The sequence below is a fragment of the Thalassotalea sp. SU-HH00458 genome, assembly GCF_040362795.1.
GTDB classification, from domain to species: domain Bacteria; phylum Pseudomonadota; class Gammaproteobacteria; order Enterobacterales; family Alteromonadaceae; genus Thalassotalea_H; species Thalassotalea_H castellviae.
This window is the reverse complement of sequence record NZ_BAABWW010000007.1, coordinates 206,174-232,901: the sequence shown is the minus strand read 5'-3', so window position 1 is coordinate 232,901 and position 26,728 is coordinate 206,174. Positions and strand designations below refer to the sequence as shown.

The 26,728-nt window shown below is 38.4% G+C and carries 23 protein-coding genes; 15 read left to right on the top strand and 8 right to left on the bottom strand.

From position 1 onward, the window contains the following. Positions 1 to 24: 24 nt before the first annotated feature. Positions 25 to 891, bottom strand: coding sequence for a LysR family transcriptional regulator (locus ABXH06_RS12655; protein WP_311585080.1), 867 nt, complete (start codon positions 889 to 891; stop codon positions 25 to 27). 373 nt (positions 892 to 1,264) lie between these two features. Here ABXH06_RS12655 and ABXH06_RS12650 point away from each other — a divergent pair, with 373 nt between their 5' ends. Continuing rightward, positions 1,265 to 2,395 carry an S-(hydroxymethyl)glutathione dehydrogenase/class III alcohol dehydrogenase gene (locus ABXH06_RS12650; RefSeq protein WP_353518471.1) on the top strand — a complete coding sequence of 377 codons (1,131 nt, stop codon included), beginning with the start codon at positions 1,265 to 1,267 and terminating at the stop codon, positions 2,393 to 2,395. 65 nt (positions 2,396 to 2,460) lie between these two features. After that, positions 2,461 to 3,312, top strand: coding sequence for an S-formylglutathione hydrolase (gene fghA, locus ABXH06_RS12645; protein ID WP_353518470.1), 852 nt, complete (start codon positions 2,461 to 2,463; stop codon positions 3,310 to 3,312). A 131-nt stretch (positions 3,313 to 3,443) separates the two neighbouring features. On the opposite strand, the gene ABXH06_RS12640 is transcribed toward fghA, so the two are convergent. From ABXH06_RS12640 to ABXH06_RS12625, 4 genes are all read right to left on the bottom strand, one after another. Beyond that, on the bottom strand, positions 3,444 to 4,319 hold the full coding sequence (locus tag ABXH06_RS12640; protein WP_353518469.1) for a DUF2167 domain-containing protein: 876 nt from the start codon (positions 4,317 to 4,319) through the stop codon (positions 3,444 to 3,446). Between the two features lie 98 nt (positions 4,320 to 4,417). Next, a complete protein-coding gene (locus tag ABXH06_RS12635; RefSeq protein ID WP_353518468.1) occupies positions 4,418 to 4,807 on the bottom strand; it encodes a hypothetical protein in 390 nt (129 codons plus the stop codon). Between the two features lie 111 nt (positions 4,808 to 4,918). Further along, positions 4,919 to 5,314: a DUF3465 domain-containing protein gene (locus ABXH06_RS12630; protein WP_353518467.1), complete on the bottom strand. Its 396-nt coding sequence runs from the start codon at positions 5,312 to 5,314 to the stop codon at positions 4,919 to 4,921. A gap of 114 nt (positions 5,315 to 5,428) precedes the next feature. Further along, a complete protein-coding gene (locus ABXH06_RS12625) occupies positions 5,429 to 5,716 on the bottom strand; it encodes an encapsulin-associated ferritin-like protein (RefSeq protein WP_353518466.1) in 288 nt (95 codons plus the stop codon). Between the two features lie 427 nt (positions 5,717 to 6,143). Between ABXH06_RS12625 and ABXH06_RS12620 the strand changes: the two genes are divergently transcribed. Together ABXH06_RS12620 and ABXH06_RS12615 are read left to right on the top strand one after the other, a co-directional pair. Beyond that, entirely contained in the window at positions 6,144 to 6,551 is a 408-nt protein-coding gene (locus tag ABXH06_RS12620) for a hypothetical protein (RefSeq protein ID WP_353518465.1), read from the top strand. Next, positions 6,541 to 6,735, top strand: coding sequence for a helix-turn-helix transcriptional regulator (locus ABXH06_RS12615; RefSeq protein WP_353518464.1), 195 nt, complete (start codon positions 6,541 to 6,543; stop codon positions 6,733 to 6,735). The genes ABXH06_RS12620 and ABXH06_RS12615 overlap by 11 nt, the downstream gene beginning before the upstream one ends. Before the next feature lie 417 nt (positions 6,736 to 7,152). Here ABXH06_RS12615 and ABXH06_RS12610 read toward each other — a convergent pair whose 3' ends face one another. Both ABXH06_RS12610 and ABXH06_RS12605 read right to left on the bottom strand, forming a co-directional pair. Continuing rightward, the gene (locus ABXH06_RS12610; RefSeq protein ID WP_353518463.1) at positions 7,153 to 8,511 is read right to left on the bottom strand and encodes a DUF1501 domain-containing protein; all 1,359 of its coding nucleotides are present in this window, start codon (positions 8,509 to 8,511) and stop codon (positions 7,153 to 7,155) included. A gap of 17 nt (positions 8,512 to 8,528) precedes the next feature. Then, positions 8,529 to 10,232, bottom strand: coding sequence for a DUF1800 domain-containing protein (locus ABXH06_RS12605; RefSeq protein ID WP_353518462.1), 1,704 nt, complete (start codon positions 10,230 to 10,232; stop codon positions 8,529 to 8,531). A 334-nt stretch (positions 10,233 to 10,566) separates the two neighbouring features. On the opposite strand from ABXH06_RS12605, the gene ABXH06_RS12600 reads away from it, so the two are divergent. From ABXH06_RS12600 to chrA, 3 genes are all read left to right on the top strand, one after another. Next, entirely contained in the window at positions 10,567 to 12,900 is a 2,334-nt protein-coding gene (locus ABXH06_RS12600; protein ID WP_353518461.1) for a TonB-dependent receptor, read from the top strand. Between the two features lie 25 nt (positions 12,901 to 12,925). Next, entirely contained in the window at positions 12,926 to 13,606 is a 681-nt protein-coding gene (locus ABXH06_RS12595; protein WP_353518460.1) for a Fe2+-dependent dioxygenase, read from the top strand. An 88-nt stretch (positions 13,607 to 13,694) separates the two neighbouring features. Continuing rightward, entirely contained in the window at positions 13,695 to 14,849 is a 1,155-nt protein-coding gene (chrA, locus tag ABXH06_RS12590) for a chromate efflux transporter (RefSeq protein ID WP_353518459.1), read from the top strand. 78 nt (positions 14,850 to 14,927) lie between these two features. Here chrA and yihA read toward each other — a convergent pair whose 3' ends face one another. Then, positions 14,928 to 15,545 carry a ribosome biogenesis GTP-binding protein YihA/YsxC gene (gene yihA / locus ABXH06_RS12585; RefSeq protein WP_353518458.1) on the bottom strand — a complete coding sequence of 206 codons (618 nt, stop codon included), beginning with the start codon at positions 15,543 to 15,545 and terminating at the stop codon, positions 14,928 to 14,930. Between the two features lie 200 nt (positions 15,546 to 15,745). On the opposite strand from yihA, the gene ABXH06_RS12580 reads away from it, so the two are divergent. From ABXH06_RS12580 to ABXH06_RS12545, 8 genes are all read left to right on the top strand, one after another. Continuing rightward, positions 15,746 to 17,008 carry a c-type cytochrome gene (locus tag ABXH06_RS12580; protein WP_353518457.1) on the top strand — a complete coding sequence of 421 codons (1,263 nt, stop codon included), beginning with the start codon at positions 15,746 to 15,748 and terminating at the stop codon, positions 17,006 to 17,008. A gap of 175 nt (positions 17,009 to 17,183) precedes the next feature. Further along, on the top strand, positions 17,184 to 17,816 hold the full coding sequence (locus ABXH06_RS12575) for a paraquat-inducible protein A (protein ID WP_353518456.1): 633 nt from the start codon (positions 17,184 to 17,186) through the stop codon (positions 17,814 to 17,816). Then, complete coding sequence (locus ABXH06_RS12570) at positions 17,800 to 18,423, top strand: paraquat-inducible protein A (RefSeq protein ID WP_311582466.1); 624 nt, start codon at positions 17,800 to 17,802, stop codon at positions 18,421 to 18,423. The genes ABXH06_RS12575 and ABXH06_RS12570 overlap by 17 nt, the downstream gene beginning before the upstream one ends. After that, complete coding sequence (locus ABXH06_RS12565; RefSeq protein WP_353518455.1) at positions 18,413 to 21,430, top strand: PqiB family protein; 3,018 nt, start codon at positions 18,413 to 18,415, stop codon at positions 21,428 to 21,430. Before ABXH06_RS12570 ends, ABXH06_RS12565 begins: the two co-directional genes overlap by 11 nt. Before the next feature lie 31 nt (positions 21,431 to 21,461). After that, complete coding sequence (locus ABXH06_RS12560; protein ID WP_353518454.1) at positions 21,462 to 22,955, top strand: DUF418 domain-containing protein; 1,494 nt, start codon at positions 21,462 to 21,464, stop codon at positions 22,953 to 22,955. A gap of 152 nt (positions 22,956 to 23,107) precedes the next feature. Next, positions 23,108 to 24,793, top strand: a complete 1,686-nt coding sequence (locus ABXH06_RS12555; protein ID WP_353518453.1) for a M1 family metallopeptidase — start codon at positions 23,108 to 23,110, stop codon at positions 24,791 to 24,793. 191 nt (positions 24,794 to 24,984) lie between these two features. After that, a complete protein-coding gene (locus tag ABXH06_RS12550; protein ID WP_353518452.1) occupies positions 24,985 to 25,941 on the top strand; it encodes a tetratricopeptide repeat protein in 957 nt (318 codons plus the stop codon). Positions 25,942 to 26,047: 106 nt separating this feature from the next. Next, the gene (locus ABXH06_RS12545) at positions 26,048 to 26,620 is read left to right on the top strand and encodes a HutD/Ves family protein (RefSeq protein ID WP_353518451.1); all 573 of its coding nucleotides are present in this window, start codon (positions 26,048 to 26,050) and stop codon (positions 26,618 to 26,620) included. The last annotated feature ends 108 nt before the right edge of the window (positions 26,621 to 26,728 follow it).

Below are 26,728 nucleotides of genomic sequence, written 5' to 3'. Positions count from 1 at the left end.
CTGTTTAACTTGATGAAGTTAAAGCTAAACTAATGCTTTTGCCAAAAAATCCACCAACAACCTAATTTTTGGTGATAAATGGCGATTTTGAGGATAAACCGCCCAAACGCCTTCATCAGCAACTCGAAAGTTATCTAAAAACGAAATTAGTTCACCCGTTTGTAAATAATTTTCAACATAATAATCAGGTAATTGTACGATCCCCAAGCCTTTTAAGGCGGCATCAACTAAGCCTGGTCCACTATTGTATCTTAATCGGCCATTCACACGCAGATTACGCTCTTTGCCTGATTCGTTAAAACGCCAATAATCAATAGTACCTAATAAACAGTTGTGTTTTGTCAGCTCTGATAATGTATGAGGAATGCCAAATTGCTGCAAATACTTAGGTGATGCACAAACATAATTTGTTCTCTTACTGAGCTTTTTTGCCATCATAGAAGAGTCACTTAACTTACCAAGGCGAATGGCTAAATCGTAACTTTCTTCCACGAGATCAACCTGTTGATTACTCAAATATGCGGTTATTTCTACATCGCGATATTGCAACATAAAATCATTTAATAAAGGCAATATTTGCTGTTCGCCATAAGTCACTGGAGCGGAGAGTTTTATTTTACCTTGTGGTTTAGATTGTAAATTTGTGATGGCTCGTTCTGCTTCAGCTAGCCCATCAAGCACACTACGACAATGCTGATAAAAAACACGCCCTTCTTCGGTTAATGAGACTTTACGCGTTGTTCTATAAAAGAGTTTTATATTCAGCCGCTTTTCTAATGCGCTTATTTGGCGACTGACTTGTGCGGTAGAAATTGCCATTTTTTTCGAAGCTTGCGTGAAGCTTTCATTTTCGGCCACGTAAACAAATTCACTAATGCCTTCCCACTGCATAGATTATTACCTATATGTAAAAGTTATTTGCATAATCACTATATTATCATTAATTGAGAAAAAGTTATGATGACTGCAAGTAATAAATTTTAATCTAAAATCACGACAGAACTTTTGTCGTGTTACGACTATATTTAACAAAGAATCTTTAACGGCTATTAGCAACAGTAAACATGCATGAACAGGTATCAATAAATAAGTGAGCACAAAACTTTGCCATGTCGTTACAAACTAAAAAAATTTACAAACAGTACTCAATAAGCCGAATAACAAGTTAAATTGTTACAAAGCAATGTCATTAATAACCATAAAACACAGTTGGTATTTATTTTTTACCAATTATTTATGATGAAAAGCACAAGTGAGAATTTACATGACTGACCAATTTATTAAATCAAAAGCCGCAATAGCTTGGGGTCCAAAACAAGCATTATCAATTGAAGAAGTAGACGTAATGCTCCCCAAAAAAGGCGAAGTGTTAGTGAAAGTGATAGCTTCGGGGGTTTGCCATACCGACGCTTTTACATTATCAGGTGAAGATCCTGAAGGTATCTTTCCAGCCATTTTAGGTCACGAAGGTGGTGGTATTGTTGAGCAAGTGGGTGAAGGAGTTACTAGCGTACAAGTGGGTGATCATGTGATCCCTTTATACACACCTGAGTGTGGCGAATGTAAGTTTTGTTTATCTGGCAAAACTAATTTATGTCAAAAAATTCGCGAAACCCAAGGTAAAGGCTTAATGCCCGACGGCACGACTCGTTTTTATAAAGACGGTCAGCCAATTTATCATTATATGGGCTGTTCTACGTTCTCAGAATATACCGTATTGCCTGAGATATCATTAGCGAAAGTTAATAAAGAAGCGCCATTAGAAGAAGTTTGTTTACTGGGCTGTGGCGTAACAACAGGAATGGGTGCGGTAATGAATACCGCCAAAGTTGAAGAAGGGGCAACAGTTGCTATCTTCGGTTTAGGGGGCATTGGTTTATCTGCGGTTATCGGGGCAACAATGGCAAAAGCTAGCCGAATTATTGCTATTGATATTAACGAAAGTAAGTTTGATCTAGCGAAAAAATTAGGCGCAACCGACTGTATTAACCCAAGAAACTTCGACAAACCAATTCAGGATGTCATTGTTGAACTAACCGACGGTGGAGTTGATTACTCATTTGAATGTGTCGGCAACGTAAACTTGATGCGTTCGGCATTAGAATGCTGCCATAAAGGGTGGGGCGAATCTGTTATTATTGGCGTAGCAGGTGCTGGACAAGAAATATCTACCCGACCTTTTCAATTAGTAACAGGGCGTGTGTGGCGCGGCACCGCATTTGGTGGTGTAAAAGGCCGTACCGAATTACCTGATTATGTTGAACGATATTTAGCGGGTGAATTCAAATTAAGTGATTTTATTACCCATACAATGCCATTAGAAGATATAAACGAATCGTTTGATTTAATGCATAAAGGCGAGAGTATCCGCACGGTTATTCATTTTGGCAAATAATTTAGCGCCAGCTTTAGCCGGTTAAAAATTTTAGTAACAACGAGCAAGATGAATAAGGAATACACATGACAACTGAACAGTTGATCGAAAATGTTAGTGCAAATAAGGTATTTGCTGGCTGGCACAAACAATATCGCCATCAATCACATGCCTTAAATTGCGCCATGCAGTTTGCCATTTACTTACCGCCGCAGGTTTCTAATGGTGAAAAAGTACCCGTTTTATATTGGTTGTCAGGGCTAACTTGTACCGATGAAAACTTTATGCAAAAAGCAGGTGCTTTTCGCATAGCCGCTGAATTAGGCATAGCCATTGTTGCACCAGATACAAGTCCGCGCGGTGAGAATGTTGCAGATGATGACAATTATGATTTAGGACAAGGCGCAGGCTTTTACGTAAATGCCACACAAGCTCCCTGGAATCGTCATTTTCAAATGTATGATTACGTTGTGAATGAATTACCGGCGATCGTTGAAGCCTCTTTTCCGGTCACCAATAAACGGGCAATCAGTGGTCATTCAATGGGAGGCCACGGCGCCCTAACCATTGCTATGTTAAACCCCGAACGCTATTGTTCAATGTCAGCATTTAGTCCTATTTGCAACCCAATTAACGCACCTTGGGGGAAAAAAGCCTTTACCGCTTACTTAGGCAAAGACCAATCAACTTGGAAAAAACATGATGCGAGTGAATTAATGCGACAAGCCACTCGCTTTGTGCCAGCAAAAGTTGATCAAGGGGCTGCCGATGATTTTTTAACCGAACAACTTAAACCAGAAACGTTAGAGGCTGCGGCAATCGTCAACAATTATCCGCTAGAATTAGTGCTGCATGACGGTTACGACCACAGTTACTACTTTATCGCTTCGATGATAGAAGAACATCTACGTTTTCACGCTGCATACCTACAAAAATAAGCTAAAGCCGCCGTTTAGTTCAAAATTAACGGCGGTTGAAATGCCTTATTTTCGTTTAGTTTCACGCATTACTTCATTCATCAAAGCGAATAAATCGTCGCTAGTACTGTTAAGTGTATTTACGAATCGATTTAGTTTTCTTTATCTTTTAACTCAGAATTTTTTAACCACTTTTTCTTTAGCCATTTCCAACCATAAACGAATGGTAGAAACAGAATAAACCAGAACTTTTTAGCAAAAATAACTGCCGCAGCGAGTACTCCCGCTTTTGCTGCAGCTTTGCCAGTGGCAAGCTTATAAACTAATGCACCAACACCAGCAGCCGCTATGCCATCTTGCCCTGGAATATAATCTGCGTAGCGAAAGCCTTCACTATAATAATAATTTTCAAGTATTGGCTTAAGTGCAACTTCAGAGCTAGTAAATTGATCGGGTGAGCCTATCCACAATATTTCTGTATATCCTTCGCGCCCAAGCTTTAATGCTTTAGCATTAATAAAACCATTATTCTCTGAATCATGACCCGAAATAGCCCAATATACCGTGTTATTTTCCTTGTCTAAAAAAGGCTCTTGCGCCCATGCGTCAACAAAAATATCTAAATACCCATCACCACGCAGTTTATTAGTTTCAATAGTGCCTTCTTTAATCTCCTCTAACATCTGATCTTTATCAATATTATCAGCCCAATCATCTTGAGTTAAATAGCCAATTTTATTGATGGTATAGATCACTTGAGAATCAGCTTCTGGGCCTTGTATTCTAAGAATTGCTGCATCAGGTTGATAGTTTTTGTGTCCTTGCGTAATAAACATATATTTACTAGCTTCCTCTCCAATAACTAAAAAGTCATTTTCAGTGGTGGTCACTGTCGCTTGATCATTAGCTATTGAATAGGATCTAGGTTCTTGCTGCCAGTTAAGGGCTTGTAGTTTGGCAATGATCTCTTCTTGATTAGCGCTTGCCTGCACTACGTAAATAGAAAGTAAAAATGTAAGTATTTTCATAACAATCCTTTGTTTATGTTATTTGTTTATAATATTGAACGAAGCGAATATAGCCAACGGTAAATTTTGTCCTTGTTTAATTTTTTGTTATGTTTTGATTACCCCATTCGCTTAACTTCAGATGAAATTTTAACTTTAACGGGTATTTTATTAAGGTTAGTTTCAGAAGGCTTATACTGTTGCTTTGGCATTTTATCTAGCAGTTTTTGAGTCATCCACCCATCAGGAATAGAGTTGATTAGTTCTTTACTAACTTCAGTACCGTTGGAGTCAATAGTAATAAAGTAAGACGCTTTTCCTGCTCCTTTTGGCAACCAGTCAGGGCGACCAGATAACATTATGACTTTGGAAGAGTCATATTTCCAATATTGACTTAATTCAGAGGAATCGATCTCTACAGTTTCTCCAATAAAGGTTGGGCCTTTCGTGGCGCTACATCCAACTAACCAAACCGTAAGTAAAATTACTAATAAAATAAATTTATCCATAAAACTCATCCTTGACTCAATATTGATTTTGAAACATAACGCTTCAATAAGCGGTACATAACAGTTGATTAAAATAAACGACGCAGGAGTAAAAGCCAACTTGTTATAAAGCTATTGATACGTACTACCGTTATGCTTTAACCAGCCGCCAACATGACGACCTTTGGGATCATGATGAGTCCAATGAACTACACCGCCTTTTTTATTCCATTCATATTCACCGTAAAATTGAACCTGATCGCCTTTAGATATTGAATTTATTCTAGGGGCAAGATCAATGTTATGGGTAATTAGAACCGTTTGCCCAGAAGACAACTTTAAAATGAATTTTTGGTGACGTGAGCCTTTATTGTCATCGTTAAGTATGCGAACGACTATACCACTTCCTTTAACTTGCACATCGCTTTGATGATTTTCATATGCTGATTTTATTGAAGCTGCTTGAACTAGACTTATCGATTGTAATAGAACGAAGACTACAAATATTGATGTAAATAATTTACGCATATGCCAAACCTTCCGTAGCTTTATAACGCCGCCAACACAGGCCGAGCGGTAGCGAGGTCCAGCCCAATGAGCCTTTTTGCATCGAGCGATTGTGCTTGGCCTTGTTATGCATTTTTATTTATGAGCAATAGGCTTATCTGTAAAGAGATAATCTTTCAGCTCTTTATCAAAACGAGGATCTTTCCTTCTAATCCATTCAAGCACCATTGCTGCATGTTCTTTCTCTTCATCACGATTATGAGCAAGGATTGCTTTTAACTCCTCGTCTTTACACGCATCTACTCGTTGATTGTACCAATCTACTGCTTCGAGCTCTTCCATCAATGATGTGATAGCTCTATGCATATCTCTTGTTTCATTTGAGAGTTCTTCTATCGGCTCGTGATAACCTTCATTTGACATATTTAATCCTCTTTTGATGGATGATTGAATTTGCATAACAGTATATTATGTAGGCGTCTCAATAATACTCGCCTATCTCCATATTTCTAAGCTAACAGAAATTCATAAGAATTCAATTTGTTAATTGAAAAGTCCACAAATTAATTGCCTGATGAAGGATATTACTGAGGCTTCTTAATTTTAAACCAAAATTTTCAACTCATTTGTGACGCGGGTTCAAGCTCATTGCAGCCGTAAAAATAGTCGTTTAGCTTTCCTTGATTCTAATTTTTAATTATTAGGGGCTATGTAAGCGATACCTGTCTTTATGTCAGCTATACTTGACACCTATTAACTGTAATGTAATACTTACCTTACATTATGTCATGAACTGGTGACATGGTTAGATAGTTGATTAACGATAGCAAGGTAAAGACCGGAGATTAAAATGAGTAATGAATTAGATAAAAAAGAAAAGATGTTCCTAATTAAATTTATGATACATATAGCAATGTTTCTTGCAGTTTTAGGATTGTCAGTGGTATTAAATGAGACTAACGATTTGTCTATATACAGCACAGGATTTCTCGCTATGACTCCTGTGGTGCCAGTGATATTTTTATTACGATTGGTCATAAATCATTATCGGTCATTGGATGAGTATATCCAGAGCGTAATGGGTGAAAGTTTGCTTTGGGCTGTAGGTGTTGTTGGCTGTGTGGCAATGGCTTATGGGTTGCTGGCAGAAATGGTTGAGGTGCCAAGCTTTAGCCCCGCCTTTATGTTACCAGCAATCGCTGTTATCTTTGGTATAGCACAGATTATTCTGCTAGAAGGCGATAGTCATGAAGAATAGGCTAAGGGTACTTCGCGCAGAAAAAGGCTGGTCTCAAGCAGACCTTGCGGAAAAACTAGGAGTGTCGCGTCAAGCAATCAATGCAATTGAAACGGGCAAGCACGACCCCTCTTTAACTCTTGCTTTTGCCCTTGCGGATGCTTTTGGACAACGCATTGAAGAATTGTTTTTGCCCAAAGGGTAAATATTAAACAATATGCCTTCTTTTGGCGAACTGTCGTCGTTATTCTGTGCGAATAATGCATGTCTGCTTTGTCGGAGAACTTGTCGTTAGATAAGCCAAGGCTAATGTCAGCAATCGTATCAAAGTGAATGTTAGGTGGGCTGATTCTCATTCAGTGATTGGTAATATCACGCATTATGCGAGGTCACACAACCCAATACCACACACTTATTATTATTAAATTGAGTAAATTTAAAAAAATTAGAGTAAAGGCTTTACTTTTATAGAGCAGTTGCTCTATACTACGTTTGTTCCTAGCGAACGCCTGTTGTAATAATTTGATATTCTAGCTTTCCCCAAAGCTACACAGCCGAAGATTTTATCTTCGGCTTTTTTTTTGCCCAAAATTCCTCTTCATAATTAACAAGCGTTAAACGATTAAATAGATTGTAAAAAATTTATATTGTGTTGATCAAAACGAGACAAGGTTGGGAACACTTGAGCAACTTCAGCATCGGTTAAACCAAACCATTTTGCAAATTGCGCTCCGTATTCTTCACTTGAAGTGGTAGGGATCATTCGTCCATCTCCCAAATCATTTTGGCTATTTAAAGCAAGCTCTGGCATTTCACCATAAAGTTTACCGCCATTAACTGCGCCGCCCATGACTAACTGATGTCCTCCCCACCCGTGATCCGTTCCATCGCCATTACTGGTTAACGTTCTACCAAAGTCAGAAGCCGTGAATGTAGTAACAAACTCAGATAAACCAAGTTCGTTTATCGCCTCATTAAAACGATGTAAAGCAAGGCTTAAGGTATTTAATAACCTAGGGTGATCTAACAACTGGCGATCATGGGAATCCCAACCGCCAAAGCCAATGAAAAATACCTGTCGATTCATCCCTAATGCTTCTCTAGCTGCGATCAATTTGGTGGTCATCTCTAATTCTTGCGATAATGAATCTGCCTCAAAAGTCGTTGATAATATCGGTAAACTGTCTAGCGCTTGGTTTACCTGTAATGCATTGGTACGTGCTGTAGACATGATCTTTTTATAAGAATTACCTAGCACATGATTATCAAGGGCGATAAGTTGGTCAAATAACGCTATTCGCTGACTGTTCCAATTATGTTGGGGATTTAACGCTTCAAACATTGGTGCGCCATCAGCAGTCATCGAATAGGGTTGTACAATATTGCCCGTTTGCATGACATTATTGCCTGCCAATGAAATATTCATCGACAAACTATTGGATGAAGTGTCAGTGAGTAAGTCGGCCATTCGGCCTGCCCAACCTGATAATTCATTAATATTGGAACCAGCAGTTTCCCATAATTTTTGTTGATCGTTATGTGAAAATAATTGTGGAGGTAATAACGCGCTGCCATTTTCTATATTTGCTTTGCTCGTCGGCTCAACTAAAGGACCAACATTATTAATAAATGCCAAACGACCTTGGTGAAATAATTCACTGATCGGACTCATATAATCGGGAACACCCAATGCATAAGGTAATAACGAGCTAGTGGAAAGCGGAATTAAGCTTTCTTGGGCAATCGCGAGGTTTTGTCTTACGCCAGCATAGGTTTGATAGTCACTATTTTCAGTGGGAATTAACATGTTATACGAGTCATTACCGCCATATAAAAATATGCACACTAAGGCTTTATACCCTTCTAGTGGCGTAGCTTTAGCTGATGCATTAATCATAGCTAATTGTTGCCCAACTGCTGAGTAACTTGATAATCCAATCCCTGAAGCGAGTATCGATTTTAAAAAATGACGTTTATTCATGGTCTGTTTCCTTGTCGTTATCGCTGAATGGCATATTGTGGCGCAGACATTATAAGAAAAACGATATTTGCAATTTTGCTTTCAATATCTTGTTGATCATTTTCTTCAAATGCATTCACTAATAACGTGATAGCTTGCTCATTTAACGCTCCCGCTGTTAACACAATGTTTAAATGTTCGAGTAAAGCTTGGGCACCTTCTTGCTCTGCAAGGGTAACTTCAGGGGTAAAATCTAAATAAAGTTCGTCTTCTTCAGAAATATCAGTATTTTCAATATCGCCAGAAAAATGCCGCCATAAACCATACCAAGCAAAAAAATTAATGGTATTGGTCATGGTTGATTCTGTGGCAATTTGAAGTTCAGGCGCAACCAAACCGTAACTTGAATTTAATTCGATAGGACTATAATCGGGTCGGTAAAAATTAAACACCGACGGTGAGGCTAATGGGGCTTGACCGAAAAAATAATCTGGCCAACTAAAATCAATGCGATCACTTAGATACGTTAGATCGAAGGCACGCCACATATGTGTTGCACGAATAATGGGCTCTCGCACTTTTCCAAAGGTTTGCTCGGCTGTTTCGTGTCCGGATCTCGCTTCTTCGTCTAATAATATCGCTTTTACGACCGCGGCTAAATCACCTCGTTCGCCATAGCCGTTATCAATAAATACACTCGCGATTCTTGCGACATAAGCTGGCGTTGGGTTACTGGTGATCAGTTTTTGAATTAATTGTTTAGCAATAAAAGGGGGAACATTACTATGATTTGCTAGGGCATCAAGGGCATCAGACAAGTCTTTTTCCGGTGTTTGATTGGCAGGTAGCAACACGCCAGAAAATAATGGCTTTGCTTCTGTGTCATGAAAGCTAGTGACTGCATCCATGGGGTCAATTAAATTAAAATTTTGCCACCATCGATACCAAGTGCTTTCTGTGGTGCCGTTAAAATTCCAACCCGTAAAAACATGTGCAAAGCCTTTAATTACCGCTTGATCATAAGTAGGAATAGGCTGGCCTGAATTATCAAGTTTTTCGCTACCGTCGATATTCAGTTCAACTAAACCCACTGAAAATAATTGCATTACCTCTCGAGCATAGTTTTCATCCGGGCGTATATTACGTTCAATGTCAGGCTTTTCATTACCTAACATACTTAAATACACGCCCATTGCAGGAGACAAAGTGATTTCTTCAAGTAAATGCCGATACGAACTAAAAGCATTTTTTACTAAGATATCGTAATAATTCGCCAATGCTTGTGGTGAATCAAACAGCACACCATTGTATTCTGAAACAACAAATATTTCGCTTAATGCAAAGGCTACGCGTTGTCGTAATTGATCTTCTCCGTATAAGGTATTTTGCCACCATGCAGAAATACGATAGGTTCGCCAAAAATCTTCATTTTCAATAAATGGCTCAACTAAAGGGTAATGTAAGCTAGGGGTTAAGCTAAGTTGCTCATCAAGCCATGCTTCATCTCCACGAGCTATTAAGTACTCAATATCTTTTATTGTGGCACCAAAAGTAGCTTGATTAAGTAAGCGTGCTGCTTGAATTTTTTGCTGGTATGGATCAACAGGCTCAGGCGTTGGCGGGTTTGTCGTGGTCGGTGGATTATCGGCAACAGGAGGTGTTGTCGTTGTATTGTTTGCAGAGTCTCCGCCACAAGCAACTAACAAAACAATTGAAAACAATAATATGGATGATCTCACCATCACGAAATCCAGTTAAAGAAGTGCAACCCGTTCAATTTTTAGCCTAGGCAGCCTTATAGGCTAAGTCAAATAGATTGGCGATAATCTTATCTGTTTATCCATTTTTCAATAAATAAACCGCTTCACAGCAATACCATCCAAAAAAGTTAGCACCGTTAGACCAAACGAATAAAATCGCTCATCACTAGTGTCGTTATAATATTTCGCACTAATAAAGACAAAAAAACACAACAAACGAATGCAAATGATATTAGTTATCATTTGCATTACTTGTTTTCTTTCGCTAAAATCTCCTTCTCTTTTACACGTTCTCAAAAATAGAAAAATCAACGACATGAAAATAGACACTCAAAAAAATAGATTAGCCTTAGGTGCACAAGCTGTTGCAGCGGCACTCGCTATTGGCAGTACGTCAATTCATGCAGCGGAAAATACCGATGCTTGTGAAAAAAACTCAACGGCTAGCTGTCATCCAAAAAAAATTAATCAATCAGACGAAGCAATAGAACGCATTGCTGTGCACGGCGTTAAAAGTTCGGTTTATTTACACGAATCGTCAGGAGACATACGTCGAGTAGCTGACTTAGTGGATACCCCACAAGTAATTACCGTTTTAACGCAAGACCAAATTTTAGAAGCCGGTAAAACTGACCTGAAAGATATTTTGGCTGCTCAAGCAGGTGTTACGTTAGGTACAGGTGAAAATGGTAACGCTTTTGGCGACCGTTATATTATTCGTGGGCACGAAGCTCGTAGTGATATATTTGTTGACGGTTTACGCGATCCCGGTATGACAACGCGTGAAAGTTTTGCTACTGAACGTGTTGAAATAACCAAAGGGCCAAGCTCAACATTCGCAGGTCGCGGCTCATCAGGTGGTGCAGTAAATAGTGTCACTAAAAAAGCATCGGTTGCCTATAATTTAGGGCGTGTTGAAGCAGGTTTAGGTACTGATGAGTTTTCTCGTATTACGGTCGATTATAATTTACCGCTTTCAGATATATCTGCGATCCGTATCAATGCATTAAAATCAGATAAAGACAAACCAGGCCGCGAAGGCATATCAAGTGAAAGAACTGGTTTACAAGTATCTGGCGTGTATTTGCCGACTTCAAAGTTATCGTTTACTGTCGATGGCTATTTCTTAGATGCTACCGACGTGCCTGATTTAGGTAGTTATTTCGATAGCGCTACTCGTAAACCTGTTGCTGATATTCCTGTTTATGCTCAAGAGTCTGACTTTTTATCTTCTGAAGTTAAAACCCTGACATTACGCACTGAATATGAAGTGAATGATTATGTCACTTTATATAATGCAACTCGTATTGGTGAAACAGAAAATGGCTATATAACTACCGGCGCAAGAGGTACTGTAAGAGCAGACTCAGATCCTGATGCACCGGGTGCTGCGACAGTCAGTTTAAGTACTCATCAAGGTAACCAAAATGTTGATTATAAGAGCAGTCAATTTAATTTATTTTTAAATACTGATTTATTGGGCTTTGAAAACAACTTTGTATTTGGTCTTGAGTTTACCGATGAAAATGTAGAAAACGGTGTTTACGATATTACCTACAACAACCCAACAAACTGTGTAACTTCAGGCCGAAGAGGTGATACTAATAGCTACTGTATTATCGACGCTTCAGGAGGCACCGTTGATAATATTAGTCAATTAATGGGTAGAACTTTTGTTGATGACTATGATGACGCTTCAATGAATATTGAAACGATTTCTGCATATATGATGGACACTGTGCATTTAACTGAGCAACTCGATCTTTATTATGGCATTCGAGTAGATAACTTTGATTATAGTAACGACACAATAAGAGGTGGCACAGTAACGGCATATGAATATTCTGACACTATGTATAATGGTAATATAGGTATAATTTATGACTTGTCAGACAATGTTAATATCTACGCTAACTACAGCACAGCAACTAACATCAATGGTGGTGAATCTGACTTAGGTGCTAGCTGCGGTTATGGTGGTGTATGTGGTACCGCAACTCAAGTACCTGATTCCGATCCTGAGCGTGTTGAAAACTTAGAGTTAGGCACGAAGTTTATGGCGTTCGATGATAAGTTCATGTTTACAGCCTCTATTTTCCAAATTACCAAAAGTGATGTAATGGAAAGTGTTGGTGAAGATGACTACGCCGCACTTGGCACACTAAATACGGGCGAAAACAAAGTTAAAGGTATTGAGGTGGGTTTTGTTGGTGATATTACAGACGCATTAAGTGTGCAATTTTCTGCCACATCAATGGATGCTGAAGTTATTGATTCAATTAACGAAAATAACATAGGCTTAACCTTAAGTAACTTTGCAGAAGACAGTGTCTATTTCCAAGTTAGATATGAAATTAATGACGCGTTAGTTATTGGTGGAGATTATGCTTATCAAAGTGAAATGTACGCTGGCCAGCCAGATACAGCCGCGGGTTATGACAGTGAAAATAATCGTTACAGTATTGTGGTGCCTGATTACCAAGTCGTGAATTTATTTGCGAATTATTATGCAACAGATGCATTAACTTTTAGATTAAACATTGGTAACGCATTTGACGAAACCTATTACACTGCCGCTTATCGCAGTGGTGCATTTATGTATTTAGGTAATGCTAATAATACTAAGCTTACAGCAACTTACGAGTTTTAATGACTCATAAAAATAGGGTATAGCAATGATTGTTATCGAAAAAATATTATCAGAAGAAGAAGTGACCTATTATCGTCAACAGCTTTCCAATGCGCCTTGGGGTGATGGTAGTGAAACGGCAATGGGCATGGCTGCTTCGGTAAAAAATAACAATCAAGCCGATGCAAATAATGAAAACGTCAACCAATTAGCGAACCAATTACTGGCTCGAATTGGTGAAACGCCAAAAATTGTTTCGGCGGCTTTACCCGACAAAATTTTTCCTCCCTGTTTTAATCGTTATAGTGAAACAGAGGAGTATGGTTATCATGTCGACTCCGCGATTATGCGTATTCCAAATTCCGCGCAAGTGTTACGAAGCGATTTGTCGATGACAACTTTTTTAAGTGATCCTGAATCATATGACGGCGGTGAGTTAATCATTTCAACGGAATTTGGCCAACAACAAATCAAGTTACCAGCAGGATATGCTGTGCTTTACCCGTCAAGTAGTTTGCATAAGGTAACCGCCGTTACCCGTGGCCAAAGAATGGCAGCGATCACTTGGATGCAAAGCATGATTTCAGAAACGAGTATTCGACAAAACTTATATCAGTTAGATCAAACGATTCAAAATTTAATTAAAGAAAACAACACATCACGAGCAGAACTAGATAATTTACATAACGTTTACCATAACCTAATCCGTCAATTTGCAAAGTTGTAATGTCATAATCAAGGTGTATGATCGGACTTTAACTGAATAAAGTGATACCTCACTTTTGTTTTGATAACTGTTTAACTTTACCGAACCTATGAATACCTATTTTGACATCTTCAAACAATTCTTACTGCTAGGCGTTATCAGTTTTGGCGGACCTGCTGCTCATATTGGTTATTTTCACCATAAATTTGTGCATAAATTACAGTGGATTTCACAAGAAAAATACGGCCAAATCGTAGCACTGAGCCAATTTTTACCCGGTCCGGGGTCAAGTCAAGTTGGTTTTGCCTTGGGCTATCACAAAGCAGGCATTGTTGGCGCTTTTATCGCTTTCATAGCTTTCACACTTCCTTCAGTTATATTAATGATAGCGCTTGCTCAGTTAAGTAACCAACTCACTGATAACAGTTATTTTTATGGTATTACTCATGGTTTAAAATTACTTGCTGTTGTTGTAGTCACTGATGCCGTAGTGACCATGTTTCGCAGTTTTTGCCGATCGAAATTGACCAAAAGCTTAGCGGTATTCACTGCGATTACATTATTGGTATTTTCAAATTTATTGATGCAATTGGCCGTGTTAGTGATAGCAGGCGTGATTGGCATAAAATATTTAACCCATTCAGCGTTAGAAAGCCATTCGGTAAAATCAACATTTTCTTGGTGGCCATTCGTTCTCTTTATAGCGCTATTAATCCTGTTGAGCGCCTTAGCTTCACAATCAGTTCATTGGCAACTTGCGGCTGATTTTTATCAAGCTGGCAGTATGGTTTTTGGCGGCGGACATGTGGTTTTACCCTTATTACAAAATTTATTGGACGGACAGCTTACAACCGATACTTTTTTAACAGGATACGCTGCCGCACAAGCTGTACCAGGCCCAATGTTTACTTTAGCGACTTTTCTGGGGTTTCATCTATCACCTGACGCGCCTTATACCGGAGCCATTATTGCTACCTTTAGCATTTTCTTACCAGGGTTTTTATTAATGTTAACCCTGTTAAAGCATTGGCAGAATTTAGCGCAATCGCCTAAATTGATGGGGGCGATGCAAGGCATTAATGCCGCCGTAGTTGGTCTATTGGCAAGCGCGCTGTATTTTCCTGTCTTTACGTCATCAGTTCTCAATGCGCTTGACATGGCCGTTGTAGTATTGGGTTTTTATTGTTTAAAACAATTAAAGGTGCCAATTGTCGGGCTCGTTATTGGCTTTAGTTTGCTAGGGTTATTATTAAATTTAGCTTAGCTGAATTACTGATTATAAATATTGCCGGTATTTATGGCGAGGTAAGGCTAAATAATGCTTACACTTACCTCGATCTACTTATTCGCTCGCCGGCGTTGATAACCAATCACAAATGATTTTGTTAGCTTGCTCGGCCCCTGTTCTTTTCAATGACGAGAATGCCTGCACTTTAATATCAGCATTTAAAGGTGCTAGATTTTTCTTCACTTTCAAAACTTCGGCGCTGGCTTTACCTTGCGATAATTTATCTGATTTAGTTAATAACGCCAAAACAGGCAAATTGCTTTCGGCCGCCCATTCAATTAAGTTTCGGTCTAAATCTTTTAACGGATGACGAATATCCATTAACACAACCAGTCCTTTTAAACTGTCACGTTTTTCTAGATATTCACCTAGTGCTTTTTGCCACTTCTTTTTCATTTCTAAGGGCACTTTTGCAAAACCATAACCCGGTAAATCGACCAGTCGTTGCGTGTCGCTTACTTCAAAAACGTTAATTAATTGTGTACGACCGGGTGTTTTACTGGTGCGTGCTAAACTTTTTTGATTCGTTAAGGTATTTAATGCACTAGATTTACCTGCATTTGAACGGCCAGCAAAGGCTACTTCAATGCCTGTGTCTTCAGGGAGTCGGCGGATATCGGGCGCACTAATAGTAAAAGTAGCTTTAGAAAGGTGGACAGCAGCGTTAGACAAAATAACTTCCAGAACAAAATATTTAAAAAGTAATTATATCTCTTTTTATAAAATAATAATTAAAACCTTGCATTTTTTAATGTTTTTTTTCTTCATTCGCTTAATTATTATCAGCTTTCGTGTAAAATGCCGCGGTAAATTTACTCATTTAAGCAATGCTTGGCTACAATTAATCAAGTCATTAACACAGAGAGTCCCTTATGAAAAAAGTCTTTTTCTCAATTATCATCGGATTAAGTATGTTAGCGCATGCTAATGCGTTTGAAGGCGATGCCAAAGCCGGTAAAACTAAAGCAGCCACATGTGCGGGTTGTCATGGTACTAATGGTATTGGAATTATGGGTTCTTATCCGAATATTGCAGGACAACATGCGGATTACATCGTTAAACAATTGAAAGCATTTAAGGCAGGGACGGATCGAAGTGATCCTGTCATGTCGCCAATGGCTGCCGCGTTATCTGAGCAAGACATGGCAGACGTTGCTGCTTATTTTGCCAGTTTCGGTCGCGATGGCTCTGCACCAGCTGGCGCAGAAACAGCTGCAACAGATAATGACGCGGCAGCAACGCCCGCACAAGTAACAAGAGCACCCGCAAAGGCAGCATACGTTGCAAATGCAGCCTCAGGAAAGGCCTTGTATGAACATGGCGATACTACTCGAGGAATAACAGCCTGTATCGACTGTCATGGTAAAGAAGGCAATAGCCAAGTATTAATTAACCCTAATTTATCTGCACAACATCCTGAATATATTGAAAAGCAATTAAAAGCGTTTAAAGCAGAAACTCGTCATAATGCCTCTATGAACCAAATTTCAGGTAACTTATCTGACGAAGATATTGCTAATTTAGGCGCTTACTTTAAAGACCCTGCTGCCGTGGGCGAAGTAAAAGCTTCAGCCGCCAAAGTGGTCGTAAAGTCATTTACTGGCGATGTAGCTGAAGGAAAAATAAAATCGGCGACTTGTGCTGCCTGTCATGGTGCTGACGGTAATGCATTGGTGGCTATGTACCCATCTTTAGCGGGACAGAGTGAAGCCTACTTAGTAAAACAAATTACTGACTTTAAAACAGGTACTCGTCAAGATCCGGTTATGGCGGGTATGGTTGCCGCGTTATCAGCCGATGACATTCAAAATATTTCAGCTTATTTTGCTTCACAAACGTTAAACCCAGCCATTGCTGAATCAAACGAGCGAGGCAAAAGTTTATACCTAAGCGGTAATGCCAAAGCCGGTATCACAGCATGTGTTGCTTGTCATTCAATCAGTGGTAAAGGCATGGACAAAGCGGGTTTTCCTGCGGTTGCCGGTCAAAGTGCAACGTACTTAAAGTCTCAACTTGAGAAATTCCGCACGAAAGCACGTACCAACGATACAAACAGTATGATGCAAAATATTGCCTTAAAGTTAACTAAGAAAGATATTGAAGCTGTGGCAAACTATATGGCTTCATTAAAATAATTTTATTTTCAGCTTTAGCGCGATTGATGTTAGTAATGTAATTAACTAATTCGTGCTTCTTCGATAAAAAGCAGCGTAATGGCTGCTTTTTTATTGAGTTAAATTCATCATTTTATTGGCGAATGTCTTCCAATCTCTTACACTAAAATTAATCTCCATTATAAATACACGTTTTTTGAGTACTTTAAACAATAAAAATGAACTAATTGCTTGTAAACATTGTGACTCTTTGGCATCTGTACCGATACTAAACTCGGGTGAATCGGCTTTATGCCCTTGCTGTGGACGAACACTTTACTCTCGAAAAGTAGACTCGGTTAATCGAACATTAGCAGTATCACTAGCAGGATTAATGTTATTGGTGCCTGCCTTCACTACGCCTATTATTGGCGTTAGTGTTGCGGGTAAATATAACGATGCCACCTTAATTGATTGCATTATGTTAATGATCAATGCAGATTTTTATATTATCGCTTTTTGTGTTTTTCTGTTTGCAATCGCGATTCCTAGTATCAGAATTTTTTCAGCTTTTTATCTTTCATACAAAATAAAATGTAAGCAACTAGGTCCGTCATTACTGACTTTTTATCGCTCGTATCATCTTTTTGATAGTTGGACTATGGTGCATGTGTTTTTTCTTGGCGTGATAGTTTCTATGTATAAACTCATTACTCTAGATGAATTAAGTGTTGGTAGCGGCTTGATCAGCTTATTGTTATTACTCTTTTGTTCAACCTTAATTAGTATCACTTTAGATCAACGACTAATTTGGGATTTATTGGAGGAAGAACTTGAATCACAAAGCTAAAGCCTTAGGACTTGGCAGTTGCCCTTGTTGCCAAAAAATCAACAAAATGACCGCGAAAAGGCAGCGCTGTATTCGGTGTCATCAAGTATTTAGTCAACGTAAAGAATTTAGCGTGCAATACACATTGGCTTGGACTCTCGCCGCTATCGTCATGTTTATTCCAGCAAATGTTTACCCTATGATGGTATTTTATACGTTAGGTAAACCAGAACAGTCGACCATTATCGAAGGTATAGCTTCATTTATACAACAAGGACTATATCCTATTGCTTTTATTATTTTTCTTGCTAGTTTTATCATACCGTTAGGCAAAATAATTGGCTTACTGATTTTACTTTATAATACAAAAAACTATTCAAAAATCTCAAAAAGAAAACAAACACAGATGTACCATTTAATTGCCTCATTAGGTCCGTGGTCTATGCTTGACGTGTTTGTTGTTGTGGTAATGGCAGCTGTCGTAAATTTTGGTTTTTTTACCTCTATTGAAGCAGGGGTAGGTATTACATACTTTACCTTAATGGTTATTTTCACTATTTTTGCCGCTGAAAGCTTCGACCCTAGGTTATTGTGGGATATAGAAAGAAGGAAAAACCATGACAGATAAGCAAGTCGACACACACCCGGCTGCCTATATAACAAGAAAAAAAGGCATCTCTGCCATTTGGATTGTGCCTATTATCGCGTTAATTTTTGGCGCATGGTTAATTATTAAAACGGTGTCGGAACGGGGCACATTTATTACGGTTCAATTTGACAATGCCAGCGGAATTGTCGTTGGCAAAACCGAAGTGCGTTATAAAGGTTTACCGACAGGTATCGTTACTGGGCTTGAAGTCTCTGAAGATTTAAAAAGTGTCATTGTTGAAATTGAAATGGTGGCCAGTGCTAAACACATGTTAACCGACAAAACGCTATTTTGGGCGGTAGCGGCGGATATTTCCTTTCAAGGAATTTCTGGGTTGGAAACTATTTTATCTGGTAATTACATTAATATTCAGCCGGATTTTGAAGGGAAAGGAGAAGCCCAAAAGCAGTTTATTGCACTCAGTGAGCCACCAAGGCTCAGTGATACGACACCAGGTTTACATATTAATTTACAAGCCGATAAACTTGGCTCTATTGGACGAAATTCACCGGTTAGTTATAAGCAGATTAGCGTTGGTCATGTTTCTGGCTATCATTTTGATAATCAAACGAACAAAGTAAATATAAGCGTTTTTATTGAACCAGAGTACGCACATTTAGTGAAAGAAAATTCACGCTTTTGGAATGCCAGTGGCTTTGAGGTGTCTGGTTCAATCACTTCTGGGATGCAAGTTAAAACAGAATCTTTAGCGTCGATAGTGGCAGGTGGAATTGCATTTTCTGATGCAAAATTCGTTACACCGTTACCCCAAGCCAAAAATGGCCAGAACTACCCTTTATTTTCAAGTTTTCAAACCGCAGAAATGGGTCATGAAATCATATTAACCCTGCCGTGGGATGCGAATATAGAACAAGACGCTAGTATTGTTTATCAAGGATTAACCCTTGGTTATATCGAGTCTTTCTCTACGATAGATCCACAGACACGAACCATTACTGCTTTAGCAAAAATTAATCCCAGAGCAACGCCCTATTTAACGGATCAAACCCAGTTTTATGTGGTCTCGCCCAAATTAAGCTTAGATGGCAATAGCCCTATAAATGGCTTTATTAAAGGCGCTCATATTGGTTTACAACCGTCTTTGAAAGGTCAGCCTCAACATCAATTTATAGTGTTAAATAAAAAACCACCCTATAGCTACGATGAACCAGGGCTGCATTTGGTATTACAAGCCAGTCATATCAATTCGTTGTCAGTCGGCACGGGTATTTTTTATAATCAGCAAAAAGTTGGTTCAGTACAGGCGATTGAAAATAAAGCAGGTAATACATTTGATGTACATATTTATATTCAAGAAAAGTTTCAATCTCTGATCAATAGCAAAAGTCATTTTTGGCATATTAGTGGCGTAAAAGTAAAAGGCGGCATCCAGCAATTTGAAGTACAAGCCAACTCACTTCAATCTATTTTAACCGGAGGAATCGCATTTGACATGCCGGACACTTCCGAGAATATTGCTGTGCATAACGGTGACAAATTTACGTTATTTAATAACCAAGAAACCGCAACGCAACGCGCTACTTTTCAATTGAAAACACACTCAGCAAAAGGCTTAACTACCCAAACCCGAATAATGTATAAAGGTGAAGTTGTTGGTTCCATTCATCAAATACAACGCCAAAAAAATCAAGTTACGTTAACAGCAGGTTTATTTTCAGAGTTTGACTTTTTATTAAAAGAACAATCTCAGTTTTGGTTAGTTAAGTCAGAGCTTTCGCTGAGTGGCTTAAGTGATACCAATGCTTTATTTGGTGGAAACTATATTAATGTCAATGCGGGTTTAGGGGAAAACAGTCAAACTTTTGAATTAGCCCTTACACCTCCAATAAAGCATATAAGCGCTACAGGGTTGCAACTGGCTTTACATACACAGAATGGCTCAGCGGTTCATCCTGGTAGCCCGATCAGTTATCGTGGAATGTATATTGGTGAAATCGACCATGTTTCTTTTGCTCCAAATGCAAAAGGCTTGATAATAAACATCACTATCGATGAACAATATCGGCATTTAATTTCACCTTTTAGCCGTTTTTACAACGCTAGTGGCTTAACAGTAACAGGTGGGTTGACTAATTTTACCGTTAAAACTGAATCTGCTGATACGCTAATACGTGGTGGCATTAGTCTTTATAATCCAGCAATCATCCCAGAAGATGATCGTGTACAAGAAGGTGCAAGCTTTACTTTATTTGATCATGTTCAACACGCAGAGATGGCAAGCACTGCGATTAAAATACATTTTAATGATGCAGCAGGCTTAACGGAAAATTTAGCCATAAAATACCAAGGACAAGACATAGGTTTGGTTACTCGTGTTGAACTAGACCAAAAAAATTATGGCGCTACTGCCTATGCACTGTTAAATGATAAAGGTAAAAAGTTTGCTAGAGAAGGCAGCCAGTTTTGGTTAGCCAATACCGCAATTAATTTATCTGGAGAAAATGATGTTAATGCCATTTTAGAAGGATATTATATTAGTGTACTACCCGGAGATGGTAAGCAATCACAAACCTTTCAAGCACCTGATTTTGAACCTATAGTGACTCAATTACCTTATGGTTTAAACCTCAAATTAACCGCCAACGCTCTTGGTTCAATTCGTGTTGGCAATCCTATTTTGTATCGACAAGTAAAAGTAGGCAAAGTCATTGGAGTTGGGTTATCTTCGACGGCAGATAAAGTGAATGTTTATATTAATATTGCACAACGATATCGTACACTTGTTACTACGCAAAGTAAGTTTTGGAATACCAGCGGAGTGAAAATAGATGCTGGATTATTTTCGGGCGTAAATATTGACTCTGAATCTGTTGAAACATTATTAACTGGGGGCATTGCATTCGCGACTCCAGAATCAACAAGCGATAAAAATAACTTACCCATTATGCAACACCATGAATTTACACTTCATAATAAACGACAAAAACATTGGCTCAATTGGGCCCCAAAAATATTATTAAAATAGCGTCAAAAATATAATAAAAAAAAGAGATCACATGGAATCGACAACGAACACTGGGTATGAAACCCCCATTCACTTAAGCCCTGTTGAACATAACAACCGTATTCAAGTCATGGATTTATTGAGGGGTTTTGCCATCATAGGTATTTTATTTATGAATATCGAATGGTTCAACCGACCCATTAATTATTTTTTAAGCTTTGACTTGCAGCTAACGGGTTTAGATTGGGCGGCAAGTTGGCTAGTAAAAGTCTTTATAGAAGGCAAATTCTATCGAATATTTTCCCTGTTATTTGGCATGGGGTTTGCCGTGATGCTGTTAAAAGCACAGGCAGCCAATAAGCCGTTTGGCGCTTGGTTTAGTAGACGAATGTTAGTGTTATTTACCCTTGGCATCTGTCATTTGATTTTTTTATGGAATGGCGACATTCTTCATGATTATGCTGTTGGCGGCATGTTATTGCTAGGCGTAGTGTTTTTACTTCGCACAAAACGTTTTGCCAAACGTAACCACCCTAACACGTATTTAAAAATAGCATTATGGATCATGGCCGTGCCATTGTTTATCGCCATCGCCGTTTCGCTATTTTTTGGTATCACTCGCACTCATCAAATCATGACGCAAGATTGGCGTGAACAAACAACGGTTATAGAACAATCGGAAGTTCAACTGGAATCCATCAAGGAACAAGCAAAAAGACACGCGTTATCAGCCCCAGAGTTAGACACGTCAACACCAATTGAGGAAAACTCAAAGACAGAACAACAAGAGCCTAATTATGAAGATTTAACACCGGAAGAAAAAATCGCTCATCAAATAGAGAGTCGTGTTGACCATAAATTAGAGATGGAACAAAAGCATAATGCTGAAACCGAGGCATATACTCAATCGAAGTATACCGTTGCCACGCAATTTCGAATAAAACAAGCGATGTTTTCGTTAAAAATCACCCCCGTGATGGCGATATTTATCTGTTTACCTTTATTTTTAATTGGTTATTGGTTAGTCGCTAGTGAGCGGATAACTAAACCTGAGTCTCATCAGAATTTCTTTAATATTTTATGTTGGGGCGGTTTGATTATTGGCGTTATTGTCAATATCTCTGGTACATATATAGTGCTTCATCCTGCAACTCAAGGCGCGATAGAATTAGAAGTGATCGGCGAGATCCTTCAATATTACGGACAATTGATTTTATCCCTTGGCTACTTAGCTTTAATGGTGAAGTTATCGCAGAAAAGACAATTTCTTAAATATTTTTCTTGGCTGTCTCCGTTAGGCAAAATGGCACTAACGAATTATATTACTCACTCAATAATTCTGACCAGTATTTTTTATGGTTATGCCGGAGGCATGTTTGGACAAATTGCCCGTGCCGAGCAAATGCTTATTGTTGTCGCGATTATTTTCGGCCAAGTGCTGTTCAGTAAATTATGGTTAAATTATTTTAAGTTTGGCCCTTTAGAGTGGATATGGCGTTCGTTAACGTACTTAACTTGGCAACCGCTTCGACGTTCAAAAGTCTAAATCAAAACCTTGCTCACTTTTCAATATCGGTGGGGAAGCATTAACAACCCTTCCTTACACTGTTAGTATTTTGTTGATTAATTTTAACAGTGTAATAAACTCAACATTCATTGTATATTGTATAATATACATTTTTTATCATGAGAAGAATAATGAAAACTATCGCTACAATGATGATTAATTGGAGCTTAATTGCTTTGTTTACCATTTCAACTTCGTTAGCTGCCGAGGTGGTTAATGACAATCCTTCGGTCAATCGGCAAGATATCTTAAGAGGATCAATTACCCCTGAACGTGCATGGTGGGACGTAAGTCATTACCATTTAGACATTCGTGTCGAGCCTAAAACCAAAACCATTTCAGGGACAAACACCGTAAAATATCGAGTTTTAGCGGAACAACAACGTTTGCAAATTGAATTACAAGCCCCCATGAAGCTTGATAAAGTTATGCAATCAGGAAAAAACCTCGCTGTTCAACAAGACGGCTACAGCTATTTCATTTCAGTCACCGAGCAACACGATATTGGCTCAGAACATCAACTTACCTTATATTTTTCAGGTAAGCCGCAAGTTGCTATCCGAGCTCCTTGGGATGGTGGCATTACTTGGAGTAAAGATGAGAAGGGTACCGACTTTATCGCTTCAAGCAACCAAGGTATCGGCGCAAGTATTTGGTGGCCAAATAAAGATCATGCTTATGATGAACCCGACAATGGCGTCACAATTAGTGTCGAAGTTCCCGAGCATTTAGTCAATGTTTCTAACGGTCGATTAATCAAAACAGATCATAATAAACAAGCAAAAACAAAAACCTATCACTGGAAAGTGGTCAACCCTATCAACAATTATGGTATCAATATTAATATTGGTGACTATGTTCATTTTGGCGAAAAGTACCAAGGTGAAAAAGGCCAGCTTGATATGGATTATTGGGTATTACGACACAATTTAGCCAAAGCAAAAAAACAATTTAAAGAAGCAAAACGAACCATTGAAGCCTTCGAATATTGGTTTGGACCTTATCCTTTTTATGAAGATAGCTTTAAGTTGGTTGAAGCACCTTATTTAGGTATGGAACACCAAAGCTCAGTGACTTATGGCAACGGTTATCAAAATGGCTACTTAGGGCGTGATCGCAGTAGCACTGGAGCAGGAATGTTATTTGACTTTATTATTGTTCATGAAGCTGGCCATGAATGGTTCGCCAATAATATTACCCATAATGATATTGCAGATTTGTGGATTCATGAAAGCTTCACTAATTATTCTGAAAGTTTATTTTTGGAATATCATTTTGGACCAGAAACTGCGTCTCAATATACCCGAGGGCAACGACTGAACATTGCGAATCAAACGCCAATAATCGGCCAATATAATGTTCATCAACGAGGCTCAAGTGATATGTATGATAAAGGTGGCAACATGCTACATATGATACGTCAAATCATCGATGACGACGATATCTGGCGTAGTATTCTTCGGGGCTTAAATAAAGATTTTTATCATCAAACGGTTAACAGCAAGGATATTGAACAATATATTAACCAAAAATCCGCAAAAGATTTTTCAAAAGTCTTTGATCAATATTTACGCGATACCCGCATACCAACATTTGAATATTTTATTAAAGATAACCAGATGAAATTACGCTGGGGCAATGCCATTGAAGGATTTGATATGCCCGTGAAAGTGAAAATTAACGCTAAAACACATTGGTTATCACCAACGACGCAATGGACGACAGTAACGTTAAAAGAAAGCAACCCAAGCTTAGTCGTCGACGCTAACTTTTATGTTAATAGTCAAAATATTTTAGGTTCACCCACTCAAAAGTAGCGGTTAATTTAACGGGTATTCGATAAAGAGAATCATGATATGTTAATGAGATGATTTTCTTTGTTGAATATTTGTTAACCCGTAATAAATTACGCTTTAAAGCACGACACGCGGGTGAATTTTATTGTAAAAGTTGGTCACTTGTTTACTATAAGTAAAACTAAAAAAATACTGCAGACAACGCTATAGCAATGGCTCACAAGATAAATCACAAACAAATGGCTTTTTTCATGCTTTTGCAGGGATTAGCGATATTTGTTGCAAGTGCTCACCCACAGAAAAAAGTACCGGCTAAATTAAGCTTACCTGTCATTGCAGATATCTGTTTAACCTCGCCTTTTGCGTGTTTACAACACGTGGATGAAGCCCTGTTGTCAGCTCCGCAAAATAGTCGAATATATTTTGAAATTTTACAATACAAGATGGAAGCTCTGTTCAACTTGCAAAAAGTAGATGAACTTTATCAAGAAACTGAAAAATGGTTGGATAAGCCTACTCTTCCACTTCCTTTCCAAGTCACCAATGCCATTTATTTTGCTAAAATGGCGTGGTATAAAGGTGAAAAAGAAGCCGCCAAAAAAAGTTACTTTTTAGCAAAGTCGTTATTAGCACAAATGAATGAAGTTTATCCGTCACCATTAAGACTAGTACAGTTTGCTAATTTGCAACTTCAATTGAATGAACATCAAGAAGCGTATGACTTATTATTGAGTTTAGCAAGCAAATACCCGAACAGCCCAGACACACGTTTTATGGTTGAGCTACATGGTAATTTAGGGCATGCTGCAAACCGATTGGGCAAGTATAAAAGTGCTCTAAGACATTGGCAAGAAACAAAAAAATGGGCTTATCTATTTGGTAATGAACAACAAATTGCGGTGGTTTTATTTAATTTAGCCGAAGTTCAACTTAAATTGCTGCAAGTTGATCAAGCTGAAAAAAGTTTTATTGCCGCCATCGCTAATTCAGTAAAAGCAGGAGATCATGTTAAAGCAAATCAAGCTAGATTTCTCCTTCTGCAAACGCAATTAAAATTACGAAAAGTATGTGCCAACAATCCAGTGATGAATGCCTTAGATACTACGTACTTACCTGATAATCCTAAATATAATGTAACACGCTTATCAGCAAAATTAAGCACCTGTTAACCAATGTTTTTATGTGGTTTAAACTTAGCAACGATTAAATCGTTGCTATAAATAGCATTCTCAAGGACACTAGTCTTAGATTTTTTGTTACTTGTTATACCTCCTCATGATAAACATTATTTCTGCGCAATCATTTAAGGCAATCCCTTGGAAAAATGGTAAAGGAATTACCACTGAACTCGCGATTAATCCAACAGGCACCTTAGACAATTTTCAATGGCGATTAAGTATCGCTACGGTTGCTGAAGATGGAATATTTTCCGACTTTTCAGGGTATATGCGAAATTTAGTGTTAATTGAAGGTGACAGCCTTTCATTAACACATAACGAAAATAAAACCGACACGTTGACTAAGCTATTAGATTTTGCAACGTTTGATGGCGGCTTTAAAACGTTAGGGACTCTACAAAATGGCGCAATCAAAGACTTTAATATCATTACATCAAAATCAGCGTGTAACACTAGAGTAGAGACGTATCCCCGTCCTACACACCAAACAATTAGCTTTAATGGCCTAGTGTTTGCTTTTAGTCTAACTAGCGACATTAGTATTCAAAAAAATCGTACTGATCAACAAAGAGTACACCAAGGCGATTTACTGCAACTAAATCATCCCGATAAGATGACTTTATCCGGTACAGACTTGATCTTAGTCTTTATTAAAATCATCAATGAGTAAGTTAGACAACCAACGCAAATTTAACGGTATTCAACGGAAAAACTCTGACAGTAATAAGTTTATACCCTATGCTTGTTATATCTAAAAATAAGCCAAGAACTTAAAAAC

What these genes read in the sequence shown, in the direction of transcription:
- ABXH06_RS12555 (WP_353518453.1), top strand. Translation starts at nt 23,108, where the DNA reads ATGAAAACTATCGCTACAATGATGATTAATTGGAGCTTAATTGCTTTG.
- ABXH06_RS12565 (WP_353518455.1), top strand. Translation starts at nt 18,413, where the DNA reads ATGACAGATAAGCAAGTCGACACACACCCGGCTGCCTATATAACAAGA.
- ABXH06_RS12605 (WP_353518462.1), bottom strand. Translation starts at nt 10,232, where the DNA reads ATGGTGAGATCATCCATATTATTGTTTTCAATTGTTTTGTTAGTTGCT.
- ABXH06_RS12625 (WP_353518466.1), bottom strand. Translation starts at nt 5,716, where the DNA reads ATGTCAAATGAAGGTTATCACGAGCCGATAGAAGAACTCTCAAATGAA.
- ABXH06_RS12650 (WP_353518471.1), top strand. Translation starts at nt 1,265, where the DNA reads ATGACTGACCAATTTATTAAATCAAAAGCCGCAATAGCTTGGGGTCCA.
- ABXH06_RS12560 (WP_353518454.1), top strand. Translation starts at nt 21,462, where the DNA reads ATGGAATCGACAACGAACACTGGGTATGAAACCCCCATTCACTTAAGC.
- ABXH06_RS12600 (WP_353518461.1), top strand. Translation starts at nt 10,567, where the DNA reads ATGAAAATAGACACTCAAAAAAATAGATTAGCCTTAGGTGCACAAGCT.
- chrA (WP_353518459.1), top strand. Translation starts at nt 13,695, where the DNA reads ATGAATACCTATTTTGACATCTTCAAACAATTCTTACTGCTAGGCGTT.
- ABXH06_RS12545 (WP_353518451.1), top strand. Translation starts at nt 26,048, where the DNA reads ATGATAAACATTATTTCTGCGCAATCATTTAAGGCAATCCCTTGGAAA.
- ABXH06_RS12640 (WP_353518469.1), bottom strand. Translation starts at nt 4,319, where the DNA reads ATGAAAATACTTACATTTTTACTTTCTATTTACGTAGTGCAGGCAAGC.
- ABXH06_RS12615 (WP_353518464.1), top strand. Translation starts at nt 6,541, where the DNA reads ATGAAGAATAGGCTAAGGGTACTTCGCGCAGAAAAAGGCTGGTCTCAA.
- ABXH06_RS12630 (WP_353518467.1), bottom strand. Translation starts at nt 5,314, where the DNA reads ATGCGTAAATTATTTACATCAATATTTGTAGTCTTCGTTCTATTACAA.
- ABXH06_RS12610 (WP_353518463.1), bottom strand. Translation starts at nt 8,511, where the DNA reads ATGAATAAACGTCATTTTTTAAAATCGATACTCGCTTCAGGGATTGGA.
- ABXH06_RS12635 (WP_353518468.1), bottom strand. Translation starts at nt 4,807, where the DNA reads ATGGATAAATTTATTTTATTAGTAATTTTACTTACGGTTTGGTTAGTT.
- ABXH06_RS12620 (WP_353518465.1), top strand. Translation starts at nt 6,144, where the DNA reads ATGAGTAATGAATTAGATAAAAAAGAAAAGATGTTCCTAATTAAATTT.
- ABXH06_RS12550 (WP_353518452.1), top strand. Translation starts at nt 24,985, where the DNA reads ATGGCTCACAAGATAAATCACAAACAAATGGCTTTTTTCATGCTTTTG.
- ABXH06_RS12580 (WP_353518457.1), top strand. Translation starts at nt 15,746, where the DNA reads ATGAAAAAAGTCTTTTTCTCAATTATCATCGGATTAAGTATGTTAGCG.
- fghA (WP_353518470.1), top strand. Translation starts at nt 2,461, where the DNA reads ATGACAACTGAACAGTTGATCGAAAATGTTAGTGCAAATAAGGTATTT.
- ABXH06_RS12595 (WP_353518460.1), top strand. Translation starts at nt 12,926, where the DNA reads ATGATTGTTATCGAAAAAATATTATCAGAAGAAGAAGTGACCTATTAT.
- ABXH06_RS12655 (WP_311585080.1), bottom strand. Translation starts at nt 891, where the DNA reads ATGCAGTGGGAAGGCATTAGTGAATTTGTTTACGTGGCCGAAAATGAA.